General features: G+C 39.2%; 12 protein-coding genes and 1 riboswitch. Of the genes, 7 read left to right on the plus strand and 5 right to left on the minus strand.

Features of this window, described 5'->3' with window-relative positions; all coding sequences use genetic code 11:
• The first annotated feature begins 123 nt into the window (after positions 1–123).
• Both ASU03_RS03080 and pssA read left to right on the plus strand, forming a co-directional pair.
• Entirely contained in the window at positions 124–2,166 is a 2,043-nt protein-coding gene (locus ASU03_RS03080) for an oxidoreductase (RefSeq protein ID WP_057830419.1), read from the plus strand.
• A gap of 116 nt (positions 2,167–2,282) precedes the next feature.
• Positions 2,283–3,611: a CDP-diacylglycerol--serine O-phosphatidyltransferase gene (pssA, locus tag ASU03_RS03085; protein ID WP_057830420.1), complete on the plus strand. Its 1,329-nt coding sequence runs from the start codon at positions 2,283–2,285 to the stop codon at positions 3,609–3,611.
• A 77-nt stretch (positions 3,612–3,688) separates the two neighbouring features.
• Here pssA and ASU03_RS03090 read toward each other — a convergent pair whose 3' ends face one another.
• Together ASU03_RS03090 and ASU03_RS03095 are read right to left on the minus strand one after the other, a co-directional pair.
• On the minus strand, positions 3,689–5,527 hold the full coding sequence (locus ASU03_RS03090; protein ID WP_057830421.1) for a BamA/TamA family outer membrane protein: 1,839 nt from the start codon (positions 5,525–5,527) through the stop codon (positions 3,689–3,691).
• A 93-nt stretch (positions 5,528–5,620) separates the two neighbouring features.
• The gene (locus tag ASU03_RS03095; protein WP_082627121.1) at positions 5,621–7,237 is read right to left on the minus strand and encodes an amidohydrolase family protein; all 1,617 of its coding nucleotides are present in this window, start codon (positions 7,235–7,237) and stop codon (positions 5,621–5,623) included.
• Between the two features lie 141 nt (positions 7,238–7,378).
• Between ASU03_RS03095 and ASU03_RS03100 the strand changes: the two genes are divergently transcribed.
• The 4 genes from ASU03_RS03100 (at position 7,379) to ASU03_RS03115 (ending at position 10,624) form a co-directional block, all read left to right on the plus strand.
• Positions 7,379–7,783 (plus strand): acyl-CoA thioesterase, encoded by a 405-nt coding sequence (locus ASU03_RS03100; RefSeq protein ID WP_057830422.1) that lies wholly within the window; start codon positions 7,379–7,381, stop codon positions 7,781–7,783.
• 310 nt (positions 7,784–8,093) lie between these two features.
• Positions 8,094–8,780 (plus strand): single-stranded DNA-binding protein, encoded by a 687-nt coding sequence (gene ssb / locus ASU03_RS03105; RefSeq protein ID WP_057830423.1) that lies wholly within the window; start codon positions 8,094–8,096, stop codon positions 8,778–8,780.
• A gap of 320 nt (positions 8,781–9,100) precedes the next feature.
• A riboswitch (purine riboswitch) is annotated at positions 9,101–9,200 on the plus strand.
• 75 nt (positions 9,201–9,275) lie between these two features.
• The gene (locus tag ASU03_RS03110; protein ID WP_057830424.1) at positions 9,276–10,283 is read left to right on the plus strand and encodes an adenosine deaminase; all 1,008 of its coding nucleotides are present in this window, start codon (positions 9,276–9,278) and stop codon (positions 10,281–10,283) included.
• A gap of 143 nt (positions 10,284–10,426) precedes the next feature.
• Entirely contained in the window at positions 10,427–10,624 is a 198-nt protein-coding gene (locus ASU03_RS03115; RefSeq protein WP_057830425.1) for a hypothetical protein, read from the plus strand.
• Between the two features lie 3 nt (positions 10,625–10,627).
• Here ASU03_RS03115 and ASU03_RS03120 read toward each other — a convergent pair whose 3' ends face one another.
• Together ASU03_RS03120 and ASU03_RS03125 are read right to left on the minus strand one after the other, a co-directional pair.
• Entirely contained in the window at positions 10,628–11,353 is a 726-nt protein-coding gene (locus ASU03_RS03120; protein ID WP_057830426.1) for a transporter substrate-binding domain-containing protein, read from the minus strand.
• Positions 11,354–11,606: 253 nt separating this feature from the next.
• A complete protein-coding gene (locus ASU03_RS03125; RefSeq protein WP_057830427.1) occupies positions 11,607–12,590 on the minus strand; it encodes a DUF4382 domain-containing protein in 984 nt (327 codons plus the stop codon).
• Between the two features lie 257 nt (positions 12,591–12,847).
• Here ASU03_RS03125 and ASU03_RS03130 point away from each other — a divergent pair, with 257 nt between their 5' ends.
• On the plus strand, positions 12,848–13,459 hold the full coding sequence (locus ASU03_RS03130; protein ID WP_057830428.1) for a hypothetical protein: 612 nt from the start codon (positions 12,848–12,850) through the stop codon (positions 13,457–13,459).
• A gap of 119 nt (positions 13,460–13,578) precedes the next feature.
• Here ASU03_RS03130 and ASU03_RS03135 read toward each other — a convergent pair whose 3' ends face one another.
• Positions 13,579–14,154, minus strand: coding sequence for a DNA-J related domain-containing protein (locus tag ASU03_RS03135; protein WP_057830429.1), 576 nt, complete (start codon positions 14,152–14,154; stop codon positions 13,579–13,581).
• Positions 14,155–14,332 lie beyond the last annotated feature (178 nt).

A 14,332-nucleotide genomic window follows, 5' to 3' on the forward strand; every position in this document is an offset into this window, starting at 1 on the left:
TTCAGCTTACTTATTATAAGTGAATATTAACTCGGCGATGTTATCATAACTTGTGTTTTTGTCTAAATGTCAGTAAATTAATGAATATACATCAACTGGTACGACCAATAGCAGAGCATAATTATGACAACAACTGCCTACCCACATTTATTAGCGCCACTAGACCTTGGCTTTACCCAATTAGCTAACCGTGTTCTGATGGGCTCCATGCACACCGGCCTAGAAGAAGAACGCGGCGGTTTTGCTAAATTAGCGGCCTTTTATCAAGCCAGGGCAAAGGGTGGCGTCGGTTTGATTGTTACCGGTGGCGTTAGCCCTAACTTACGCGGCCGAATAGCGCCTTTTGGTAGCGAGTTATGTCACTTTTGGCAAGTAAAAAAACACCTGCAAGTTACTGAAGCAGTTCATAAATACCCTACTAAAATTTGTTTGCAATTATTACATACCGGACGATACGCTTATCATCCTTTTGGTGTTGCGCCGAGCAAAATTAAATCACCCATTTCACCTTTTACTCCTAAAGCGATGTCGGTTAGGCAAATTAAATCTACCATTAAAGATTTTGCTTATGCCGCAAAGTTAGCCGCTAAAGCAGGTTACGATGGCGTTGAAATTATGGGCTCTGAAGGCTATTTAATTAACCAGTTTTCTTGTCTTAGAACCAATAAACGTGATGATGATTGGGGCGGCAGCATTGAAAACAGAATGCGCCTAGGCATTGAAACCATTAAAGCGGTGCGCGCCAAAGTGGGTGAAAACTTTATTATTATCTTTCGTTTATCTATGTTGGATTTAGTTGAAGGCGGTAATAGTTGGGCAGAAGTGGTCACTATGGCAAAAGCCGTTGAAAAAGCTGGCGCGACCCTGATTAATACCGGTATCGGTTGGCATGAATCGCGTGTACCTACCATAGTAACCTCAGTACCTAGAGCAGCATTTACTTGGATTACTGAAAAAATGAAGCAGGAAGTTTCTATTCCGCTTATTACCACTAACCGAATTAATACGCCTGATGTTGCCGAGCGAGTGTTAGCGACAGGGCAGGCAGATATGGTCTCAATGGCGAGACCATTCCTTGCTGATGCCGACTTTGTTAATAAAGCGGCGGATAATAAAGCCGACGAAATCAATACCTGTATTGGTTGTAACCAAGCGTGTTTAGACCATGTTTTTGCCCAAAAACGTGCTTCTTGTCTGGTAAATCCTATGGCGTGTTATGAAACTGAGCTTGTTATTGAAAAAACACCACAAGTAAAAAAATTAGCCGTGATAGGTGCCGGGCCAGCAGGTTTAGCTTTTAGTGTTTATGCGGCTCAACGAGGTCATCAAGTTGAACTATTTGATAAAATGAGTGAAATTGGTGGCCAGTTCAATGTTGCTAAGCAAATTCCCGGTAAAGAAGAGTTCTTTGAGACTCTACGCTATTTTAACAAACAACTGAGTTTACACGGCGTTAAAGTACACCTTAATAGTGAGCAAAGTGCGGAAAATCTGCTCGCTGCAGGTTTTGATGAAGTGATACTGGCAACGGGTATTAAACCACGAAAGCTCGATATAGAAGGTTTAGCAGCCGGTTTTGCCAGCAAGAAAGTGCTTACCTATTTACAAGTACTACGTGATAAAATTGACGTTGGTAATAATGTGGCCATTATCGGCGCCGGTGGTATCGGCTTTGATGTGGCCACTTACTTGTCGGAAAAATCATTGACCAATGAACCGGATGCCTGGCTTAAAAATTGGGGGGTTGATAAAAGTTATCAACAAGGCGGAGCCTTATTAGACAAGAAGGATGTACCTAAACATAACCCAGAAAGGAAAATCACCCTGTTACAGCGTAAAACGACTAAAGTGGGTAAAGGCTTAGGTAAAACCTCAGGCTGGGTACATAGAGCCAATTTAGTTAAACAGGGTGTTACTATGGTTGCTGGCGCAAGTTATAAAGCCATTACCGATGAGGGCTTAGTGATTGAAGTTGATGGTAAGGAACAGTTATTGGCAGTTGATCATATAATTATCTGTGCCGGGCAGGAGTCGAATCGAGACTTGCAACAAGCACTTGTTGATGGTGGCATAACTGTGCACCTGATTGGCGGTGCTAATGTCGCTGTTGAGCTTGATGCAAAACGTGCGATACGCCAAGCGGCCGAATTAGCGGTGAAAATTTAACGGCATTCCACACTTATCTACCGATGTCCTAGCGGTTAACCGAAGAAAAAGTCTATATTTCTTCGGTTTATTATTGATATACTGTTGCGAATTAATTCTTTTTTAGATAGAGCACAGTGCAAGAAATAATTGTCGATGGCGGTGATATTAAGTTTTTTACCAGCCCTAAAGAATATAAGCAGCAGTTGTTATTATTAATTGCAGGCGCGCGTCAGCGTATTTTCATTACTGCTTTGTATTTACAAGATGATGACGCGGGTCGGGAAATTCTCCATGCGTTATACCAAGCGAAAGCAAATTTTCCCGAGCTAGAGATTAATGTTTTTGTCGACTTTAACCGCGGTCAACGTGGCTTAATTGGTGAAAAATCGAGCTTAGGTAACCGTGCCCTGTATTTACAGCTAGCGCAAGACTACCCACAAACGATTAATATCTATGGCGTGGCGGTAAAGCGCAAAGAAATCTTTGGTGTTTTGCACCTTAAAGGCATGGTCTTCGATAATAAGCTCTTTTATACTGGCGCAAGTATTAATGATATTTATTTACACCAGGGCGAGCGATACCGCTTAGACCGCTACTGTACTATTAATAGTGTCGCCTTAGCCGATAGTTTTTGTCATTACTTGAGCGCTACCTTTATTGATTCAGGCCTAGCACCACGGCTTAATCAAGCAAACTTGCCTGATGCCACTGAGCAAAAGAAAAACCTTGCACAGTTAAAGGTCCAGTTAAGAAAATCTCATTACATCGTAGCTTCGCAGCAAAATATTAGTCAGCCAAAGCTAGTCAATGAGAAAGTATTTATTACGCCGCTAGTAGGTTTTGGTCGCCGTAAAAACCAGCTTAACCAAGCTACCCGGCATCTAGTACAAAACGCTAACGATAACATGGTACTTTACACGCCTTATTTTAATTTACCGCATGCACTTGCCCGAGATGTTATCAAAGCATTAAAACGTGGTGTTAACATCACTGTGGTTGTTGGGGATAAAACGGCCAATGATTTTTTTATCAGTAATGCGGACGACTTTAGTACTATCGGTATTATTCCTTATGTTTATGAAATGTTATTAAAACGTTTTGTTAAGCGCTACCAAAATTTTATTGATAAAGGTTTATTGAATATTCATTTGTGGAAAGATAAAGATAATAGTTTCCACCTTAAAGGTTTACGTGTGGATGATCGCTACCATTTAATTACCGGCAGCAATTTAAATCCGCGTGCATGGGCACTGGATTTAGAAAATGGCTTACTTATTGATGATGCAAGTCAGCAGCTTTTAGCAACTACTAATGATGAATTACTCGATATTTTAGTGAATACCACTAAAATAGTGCATCATGCTGATATTGAATCAGTTAATGACTACCCGGAAAAACCACAAAAATTATTGAAAAAAATACGCATTGCCCAAATTGATAGGATTTTGAAGCGATTTTTATAGAACACCTCTTAGTTACTGTGAAACAAACGCCGTAAAAATGGTTGCAGGGAAAGTTACTTTTATGGCTAAATAATCGCCTAGAAAGATTTTTTTGCTTGCACCCTAATTTCAAAACTATTAATAGTGGGATTGTCACTTTGTGGCAAGGCAAAGTCGATATGGATAATGGGATGGTTACCGCCCGAATGTGGGGAGTGCAAGCGCAGACCCAAACCAACGGAGCCTAGCCAACCCTCCTCGATATTTTTAACCGTCGACTCTCCGTACGTTCGACCGGCATCGACAAAAGCAACAGCGGCTAAATCAAAGAGTTTAAAGAGATTGATTTGTGGATAGTACCTAATTTCTGCCGTGGCTTTAATGCTACTTTTTCCATGTTGATATTGTAAAGGGAAACCACGTAAACCAGTATTTCCGCCCATAGTCACTGGCTTATCTAAGTATTGATTTTTACTGGCTACATTGGTATTGCTTAAATAAAATCCCCAACGCTGATTGAGCTGATAAAAATACTCCGCTGTTAGCTTTACCAATAAACGACTATCCCTATGTTGATAAATATCATTCGCTAGTGCGAAGTCGAGTAATAGCAAAGCATTGTTATGTAGGTTAAAGCCTTTTTTTATCCGCATGTTCCAGATCGTCCATGCGGCGTTTTCTTTATTGCCATTACCTATACCTAGGCGAGAGTTAAGTTGCCAGCCATGGTTAAAGTCTTCTATTTGCGTGATCAAATGGACGTTGGTCAGCTTTCTAAAATCTTTTTCTATATATTCAAAAGCAAACCATGGGTAGAGTAAATCTCTATCTTCAGGTCGAACATTAGTGAGGGACGGGACGGTTAAATCATTATAGTGCTCACTTGTTAGCGCTGAAAAAGTGTTTTTATCTTGTGTTATGCCGACACGGTATCGTAGTAAACGACTGTCACTATTAAAGTTTAACCAGGCATAGTTAACTGCTTTGAAACTAATATCATGGCGATAAATACTTTGATCTTGACCATTTTGAAAAAGGGTATCGTTACGCGACTCTTCATTAAAACCTAAGTTATAAGCTGTTTTGGTATGAAAACCGGCAAACATTTTATGCAGAAATAAACTATATTGTTGACCATCATCATTATCGGCAAACCGTAACTTAACCTCGGTGTTTTGTTTTTGAAAAAGAGGGATGGTGGCGAGTAATTTATAACCCGAACGCTGGGTGTTACGGTATGCCTCAACTTCAGTATCTATGCCTAGGCCGAGCAAATTACTTTCTTTAATGCCAAAGCTATAAGTGTTTATGCCACCTTTACGGCCAAAACTTACCGTTGGCATCAATGACCAGTTATCCCAAGTAGTAATGGTGATATTTTCTCTACCATCATCACGGCTAACTTTGGCATCTCTGAGGTATTTTCTACTGCGTAAATGGCGTTCAAGCTCTGCCATATCAGCAAAGGTTTTTATACATTTATTGATAAAAAAACTGGCTTCGTTTTCTAGGGTGACAATTTTGGTATCAATGTGAATAGCATTGGCCCAGCGATGTAAAAAAGTAATGCCTTCTTCGTTTTCATCAAAGATTGTTTGGGGGTTGAACCTTATTTTTGGCTGATTGCTATTGCAGAGGATAGCTTCGTTTACGGCCTCTATCGCTGATTTTTCGGCGGTCTGTTTACTGACTGAATAATTGTGTGAGGCAGTGGCTGAGCTCGAGGTGTTCTTTACTGGTTCAGCTGCTTGTTTAGCTACTTGCTCGGCGGCAGAGACCGCACCACACAAAGCAGCAGTCAGTAGACCGGCCATGAATAATGAAGGTAGGCTTGTTATTGCATTATCTCGCCAAATAAGTGGGATGTTTTTTATAGGGGTTGGCGATAGGACATGACATTCTTTTATTTTTGTTATAGCTGCTAATAAAAACTGCATCGCGTACCTGAGTTAAGGCTAGAGTTAAATGTGTGATATTTAAAACATTACTCATTTAACTATAGCCTTAACTAGTCAATTAACCGTTTTTATTTAGTGTTTTGCTCGTTTAATACTATCAATTTTTTTGATTTTAGCGTCGTTAACCATTGTTCTTACTTGCTCAAGTAATAACTTGGCATCATAAACAATCCCGTCTTTTATGGTGTAATTTATGCCACCTGCGCGGATAGGCTTATTATTTTCATCTAAACGAAAATGTCCGGTGCCATAAAGCACTTTAAAATTACGCAATGGATTTTCGGCCACTATCACCAAATCTGCTTTTTTACCAACACGGATAGAGCCTATTTCGTCGCTCATGCCAAGTGCTTCTGCGCCATTGATGGTGGCTGATTGAATAACTTCTAAGGCATTAAAACCGGCTTCTCTTAGTAACTCTAATTCTCGAATATAACTGAAACCATAAATTTTAAAGATATAGCCTGAGTCTGAGCCTACGGTTACTCGACCACCATGGTTTTTATAATCGTTAACAAAACTCATCCATAGTTGGTAGTTTTTCTTCCACGCTATTTCATCATCAGTGGTCCAATCAAACCAATATGAACCATGAGCATTACGGTTAGGTTGGAAAAAGTCCCATAAGGTTGGCAGGGTATATTCTTTATGCCAGTCGGCATTCATATCACGCATTAAATCGCGATTTGCTTCATAAATGGTAAAGGTTGGATTTAAGGTGAAATCTAAACTGAGTAATTCATCACGCACGCTTAACCATTTCTCGCTATTTTGTTTTGCTGCCTGTTGCCATAACCGACCCGCCTCAGCAAACCTATGTTGTTCATTATTATAATTGTAATCTGGCGAGTAATTTTGAATTTGCTGATGTTCAAATAATGCTTCCGGAAGACCGTACCAATGCTCCATTGAGGTCAGCCCTAAGCGGGCTGAATCAAGGACATTCATATTGGTGACGTCAAGTTGCGCATGATGCATCATGCTACCTAAACCCTGTTTTTTCGCTGCGCTAAGTGCTGCTGTCATTATCTCGGGTGTTGCGCCAAAGAACTTAATTCCTTTAGCGCCTTTTTTAGCAATAGACTTAACCCATTGCTGCGCTTGTTTTACTGTCGTTATACTTTCATCTAAACCTAAACCAAAGCTAAAGTAGGGCATAATACGTGGTGCAGCTATAGTGTTTTCTTCACTACGCTTGACATGATCCATAACCCACTCAATACCATTAAAACTGCCTGGCTCTCGTACTGTGGTAATACCGTGAGCTAGCCAGAGTTTAAAGACATACTCAGCCGGAATGTTATCGGCACTGCCACCAATATGGCCATGCATATCAATAAAACCAGGCAGTACATATTGACCCTCAATATTAATTTCTTTATCACCTGGGCGAGCTATGGGACGTCGTGTTGGCGCAATAGGCACACCGGGGTTGCCCACATTGACTATTTGTACAATGCGATCATTTTCAATGACAATATCCATGGGTCCACGCGCGGGTGCACCTTCGCCATTAATGATAATACCGCCCCGAAGAATCAGTCGTTTATAAGGACCTTGACCTGTGGCTCTTTCAGGGGCTTTGGCATCAGCAGAGGCAAAGGCCAGCGTGGCAGTGCTAATATTCACTACTAAGGTGAACACTAGGTAAGCACAAAAATAACTAAGTAAGGTTAACGACTTATTCATGTATTTATCTCTAATATTTATGAAATTTCTAATGATAGTTAAGATACTTTATCTTATAAAATATAGTATCTTATAAGATAAAGTAATATAGCTGTAGGTAAATGAGTTGCAGTTAAGCTTAAAATGATAAAAAGGTTAGTTATGTTCAGTGAAAAAATGATGCCACACTTTAGTGATACCGATGCTTTAGGTCATATAAATAATACTAAACCACCCGTTTGGTTTGAAGGGGCACGAGCTGCTATTTTTAAGTTTTTTACCCCTGATTTGGATCCGAAAAAATGGCAACTGATCATCGCTAAAATTGAAGTGTCTTATCATGGTCAGTTATTTTATGGTCAAGAAATTGAGATAAAAACTTACATTAGCCGTATTGGTGGTGCCTCATTTGATGTTTATCAAGAGCTATGGCAACACGGTGAAAAATGCGTTTCGGGTACGGCTACTATGATACATTATGATTATAAAGCGCAAAATTCTAAAAAAATCACCGATGATATTCGAGCACAACTGGCCGAACACCTCATTGAAAATAAGGCAGCTTGAGCGACAATTTGTTAGCTTGTTAGGGACAAACTTGAATGATTTGCTATTAATTCTTTGCGATAACAATTAATTAGTGTTGAAAATCATCGTGGTTATTATAGGTGACTGCTGCTAAGCAATAGCCTTGAATATTTCTATAGTGAATTTAAATTAAATAAATGTGCTTTTTAACAAAAAATCACTCGAATTTGATCGCCGCTCACTATAGAATTACTCCCCTTAAACTAAATCTCAAAGACAAACTTTCTTTCTCTTAAAATAGGTAAAGAAACAGCGGTTGTCTTAATAGCTCAATCAATAGGATATTTTCATGGCGGGTGTAAATAAAGTAATCATTATAGGTAACTTAGGTAAAGATCCTGAGGTCCGTTTTATGCCAAATGGCAGCGCAGTAGCAAATATTACTGTTGCAACGTCAGAATCATGGAAAGACAAACAAACTGGTGAGCAAAAAGAAAAAACTGAATGGCATCGTGTTGTTATGTTTGGCAAACTAGCTGAAATTGCGGGTGAGTACCTTAAAAAAGGTTCAAAAGTATATCTTGAAGGCTCTTTGCAAACACGTAAATGGACCAATCAACAAGGTCAAGAGCAATATACCACTGAAATCGTCTTACAAGGCTTTAACGGGGTAATGCAAATGTTAGATGGTAAATCGTCTCAAGGGCAGAGCAGTGGCTTCTCTAATCAAGGGCAGCAGCAACAAGCACCACAACAAGATGGCTTCTCTAACCAAGGGCAGCAGCAACAAGCTCCAGCACAACAAGGTGGCTTCTCTAACCAAGGGCAGCAGCAACAAGCTCCAGCACAACAAGGTGGCTTCTCTAACCAAGGGCAGCAGCAACAAGCTCCAGTACAACAAGGTGGCTTTGCTAAGCAAGAGCAGCAGCAAGCTCCAGCACAACAAGGTGGCTTTGCTAAGAAAGAGCAGCAGCAAGCTCCGAAAGTGAATCCACAAGAACCATCAATTGATTTTGATGACGATATTCCGTTCTAAATGATATAAAACTATTAGTGTTAAATTAGTATGGTAAATAAATCATAATTTATCCTTATTAATTAATACTATAAGTAAAATATAAAGCCTCTATTTAATGTTAAGTTAATAGGGGCTTTTTTGTGTCTATATTTTTGTGCTTATAATATGTATAGGAAGATAAAAACATTGTTGCTAGCATCTTTTTGTTGCACAAATAAAGTTTTAATACGGAATCGTCGTGATTAACTCACCATCGGCAAGTTACCTAGTCACGGACCGTCTATAGACTTGTATAAAAAAATGAGGCAGTATCGAATATCAAGCTAGTCATTATCTCGAGGTAATAACTAACTGCCCTTCGTATAACACCAATGATATGGATTGGGGGTCTCTACCAGGAACCAATAAATCCTGATTACGAAGAGTTTAGTGCTTTAATGCTTTGCTCTTTGTTTGAATAATTTTATTCAAAAAAGTACTGAATGAACTTTTTAAATTATTGGGAACTAAGTCATGAAAGAATTTATCCAGTCCTTACCTAAGGTTGAACTCCATCTTCATATTGAAGGCACCCTTGAGCCTGAACTTATGCTTGCGCTTGCCAAGCGTAATCATATTGATATCCCGTTCAATTCAATTGCTGAGGTGAGAGATGCCTATAATTTTCACAACCTACAATCATTTTTAGACATTTACTTCCAAGGAGCCAATGTACTTATCAATGAGCAAGATTTTTTTGAGCTAACCTGGGCCTACTTACTGCGTTGCCAAGTAGATAATGTTGTGCATACTGAAATATTCTTTGATCCACAAGCACATACGCAACGTGGTATTTGTTTTGACACTGTGGTTAACGGTATTCATCGAGCACTGATAAAAGGCACTACTGAGCTAGGTATTAGCAGCAAATTAATTATGTGTTTCTTACGGCATTTGGATGAAGAGTCAGCATTTAAAACCTTAGCACAAGCACAAGACCATCAAGATAAAATTATTGCTGTCGGCTTGGATTCAACTGAGGTTGGTCACCCAGCAGCTAAATTTGAGCGAGTATTTAAACAAGCCATTAAGCAAGGTTTTTTAACGGTCGCCCATGCGGGGGAGGAAGGTCCAGCAAGTAATATCCATGAGGCATTGCGCTTACTACATATTACTCGCATTGATCATGGTGTTCGCTGCACCGAAGATGAAGAGCTAGTGAAGCAGCTGGTTAGTGAACGCATTCCACTTACCGTTTGTCCGCTCTCTAATATTAAGCTAAAAGTATTTGAGCGTATGGAACAACACAATATAGTTGCTCTGTTGCGCAAGGGCGTTTGTGTAACGATTAACTCTGACGATCCAGCCTATTTTGGTGGTTATATGACGGATAATTTTTTAGCGGTTAATCGAGCATTACCGATGAGCAAAGTTGAAATTGCTCAATTTACCTTTAATGCCATCGCGGCGAGTTTTATCTCGAAAAGTGAAAAACAGCGATTAATAACAATGACACAAAGGTATTTAGAGCAGAATAACTAGTTTCTGGTTAAATAGCGGCAATGCTTTCTTTGATTGTAAACATAAACGAAGCCGTCTTTTATAGATGAGTTTTACTTGCTATATCAGCTCTGTTTTGTCGCTTATTTCTTTTATCATCGACCAATATTCTCGGCGGATTTTAAATGCCTATAGCACTTTTAACTTTTATGTTGCCTCTAATTAGGGAAATATCTTCGATTGCCCTGCGCTTTATTAGTACGGTTGCTCTAGCCACCGTTCAGCCGCTAGAAGACTCGCCACCGCGAGAGAACTATCAACAACTAACACACTTTGGTGATAGCCCTGCTAATCTAACGGCAAGTTACTTATCGCAGCTTTAGATTTTATTTTATTAAGCTACAAGGTGGGATGTTTGCATTGAATAAGGTGAGAAAGTTTGGGTGTAGGTCTAAAAATTTTTTACTAAAATATACTCCCATGTTTTTTTTACCCACTTCGACACTTAAATATTCATCCATCGATCTGTTTTTGTTTTTGACCATAAGTGCAAAAACCAACGAATTCTCTAACACCGCATCCATTCGACCCGCATCGAGCATTCTCATTAATACGGTTTCACTAAGGTGCTCTGCACCAATATTATAGTTATTTATTTTTAAATAATTCATCGCATTAGAGCTAAACCTAGCACCAACGGTAAAATTTACTTTTATATAGTCAATGGAATATAGCTGCAATTGTGCCGGGAAATATTTTTTTAAAAAATAGAACTTACGTATTTGCGGGATAAAGACCGATGAGAGCTCGGCATAGCGGTCTCTTTTATCACTTTGAGAGGCTGAGAAAAAACCATCTAAGGCGCCAGACTTAGTTAACGCTTGCGCGCGAGACCAAGGCAGCTTGTTTATTTCATAGGGCTGTTTAATGCGTGCCATCACACAGTCCAAAGCTTCAACCGCAATGCCTGCAGCCCCCGATTTTAAGTCAAGGTGATATGGCGGCCATGCCACCTTGGTACCTAGCTTCACGGTATAGGATGATTCAGCCTGAATAGCAGGACAAATTAGCAAATAGAGCAATAATAAAAATACAATTTTTAAATAAACCACGGTAAAAAAATGCCTCAAATAATTGTTATGAACATATTAAAGTTTACTGTCTAATCTGTGTTTAGCAAGGTAGCTGAACACAGTTCGGTTAAGATATTTTGACTAGCAGACTATGACAATTGTTTATCATTTCAAAGTTAAGCAAGTAGAGGAAATGTATGCCTAGGCGGTTTGCTAGAGCTAGCAGTGAATAATCGATAAATAAAAAGGCCAAGCGAGTGCTTGGCCTTATAAGTTCTGAGAGTGTTTACCGTTAAAAATCAACAATACTGGGGCTGTCAGCTGAAATATGAACTGTTTGTAAGTTGTCTTCAACGGGTTGTGATTTAATGTCAACTGAGGGAATCGTTAATCGCTCATATAGAATATTATCATCAGTTTCACTATTACATCGTAATGCTAGGGTATAATCACCTTCAGGCACAAAACCTATGCTGTAAGTGCCTTTAACATCAACAGTACCACTAACATCAACATTAGTTGCTGCTAGTGGCGCTATTGCCGTTGGCACTGGACCTACAAATGAGACATCATTACTATCAAAAAGATCGGCTAAGTCTGCTGACTCTGTTAGTGTGCCATCATACAAATAAACCATACAAGCACCTAAATTAGTGTTAATAGCAGAAACTGTACCTGAAATATCACCATATAAACTGACGATGCGTACGCCATGGGGCTTAATGATATAGCCATTTTTCGCTGGGTCATTACCGCGTAAAACTAAAGATTGGCTGAGGTCGAATTCGATGGTATAAGCCGGTTTATCATCAACTTGTACGGCATCACTATGAACAGTAAATTCACCCAGTCTTAAACGAGAGCTAGGGATTTTAATATCATATTTTTCGCCATTGCTTGCTAATACCACATAAGAGCCAGCATCATCGACGTTTAATTCCATGGTATAAACACCATCGTCTAAGCTTATGCCTTGCGCCTCATCAATAATTTTAATTTGCCGTGTACCAGTCAAATCGCGTAAATTTACCTGAATGCTATCAACCAAGGCACCTTCATAGGTAAATCTTTCTATCAATATTTCTTGTTTACCATTACTTTCATCTGTATTGATTACTTTAATACTATCTATTTTAATCATGACTATTTCAGCGTCATCTACGGGCGCATCGCTAAGCCCTAAAGAAAACTTTGCTTGTTCTTTATTGTCTGAATTACAAGCAGTTAAAAATAGAGATAAGCAGGCAAGTATGGCAATCGCGTGTTTATTTAACATATTAAGGGTCCTAAAATTTCATCGTTAAACGACCTTCCATTACAGTTAAGTAATTTAGTCTATTTGTCCAATAATAGCACTTGTCTATTAAAGTGCGCGAATGATGGTATAAAGAGTATTTTAAAGCAAGAAGAGTGTGATTTATTCGTAGCACCGAAGCCAACAATGAGTGTTGATTTTCTTTTGTCCAGTATTGACTATGCTCTCAGCAAAGCATCTAATATGTCGCAGTGAAATAACATTAAAAAAGGTGTCGTATGGCTATTAACAATATCACTGATAGCGCATTACTAGTAAAGAAGTCACGAAGAACAATTCAGCGATACATAGCTAACGGCAAGCTAACAATGGTACGTGACACGTTAGGTAAACCACAAATTGATACTACTGAGTTAATACGTGTTTTCGGTGCGTTATCAAAGGTGTCGCAGAAAAAAATAGCTAAAAAGTCGCAGCATGTCGCGGCGAATTCATCGAAAAAAAACAACACCATTAAATTAACAACGGATGAACTTGAAGATATCATTACTCGCGCGGTAGAAAAAGCACTGAGTAAAGCGATACCGCTATTGATTGAACATAAGAAAACAGCACCAATACCTGAAGCCATTACATCAACGGCTCCAGTAGCTCATAAAAGCAGAAAATCAATACGGCCAATACCACTAATAAATAGGCCTTTCACGGCTAAAAAGAAAGAACGTAAAAATGGTTATGCTGCAGCTTTTGGCCTTCCTAATGTTATTACCGAGGTTATTCATTTACGGATAATGAAGTTACATGGTGAGGGCTTCACATTACGAGAGATTGAAAAAGAGGTCAGTGTTAGTCAAACATCAATACAACGGACGATTACCGTTAGTGCCTAACGAAATTAGTGAATCCGATAGCGTAAATTTCTGGGTCATGCTCATAGAATAGACGGTCGACAGTGGCAAGGTAGCATCACCTAACGCTCACTTTGAGATAAATAAAGACAAAATTAGCGTCAAGTTCGATGATAACTGAATCTTAAAATTTCATAGGCTGCTCGGGTTTCGATAAAGTCATCGGCACAGCCGCCTTTATCAGGGTGACTAATGACAATTCTTTTTTGGTAAGCCTGACGTATATCAAACCAATCCACCTCTTGCTCTATCCCTAGGGTAGCCAGAGCAGCATCAATCTTATCTACCGCACTATATCTTTGCCAAAAACTAGAAAAGAGTGTCTCAACCTCTTCAACAGTGATGTTATTCAAATTAGACCAGTCCAAATAGTAGCGGGCCAGGTCAGTGTCGCGCGTGGTCAGTGTGTCTTTAGCCCCAGAGCGATTCGGCATCATACAGATTTCTAGTGGAAAAATTGTAAGTGAAAATCCCTCTGTTTGAATATCACGTTGAATTTGATAAAGCGCGTTCATAACAAAAAAATTCTTTTGGAAAATCACTATCTGAGGATCGACATCCCTTAGAATAAGTGAAAGAAAGTCCTGCTGACAAAGAGCCACCAAATCAACCAGCGAGCAGGAACTGTTCTGTTCTCTTAAATATCCCAGTATTGAAATAATAAAAGGATTGGTCATTGGTTTTGGTTCCCTTGTAATTTACGGCTTAGACAACGCTGTCAGCAGGCTCAGTATAAGCTACCGTTAAAATAGTAGCAGCTATTACCACAATATAGTCTTTCAAGCCTTAAGTGAGTAATTTACCTAAATGGATATATTTATTAATAATTAAGCAAGCAGTTTTTGGCAAATTGAC

Origin of the sequence: Colwellia sp. TT2012 (assembly GCF_001440345.1) — a bacterium.
Classification (GTDB): Bacteria; Pseudomonadota; Gammaproteobacteria; order Enterobacterales; family Alteromonadaceae; genus Colwellia.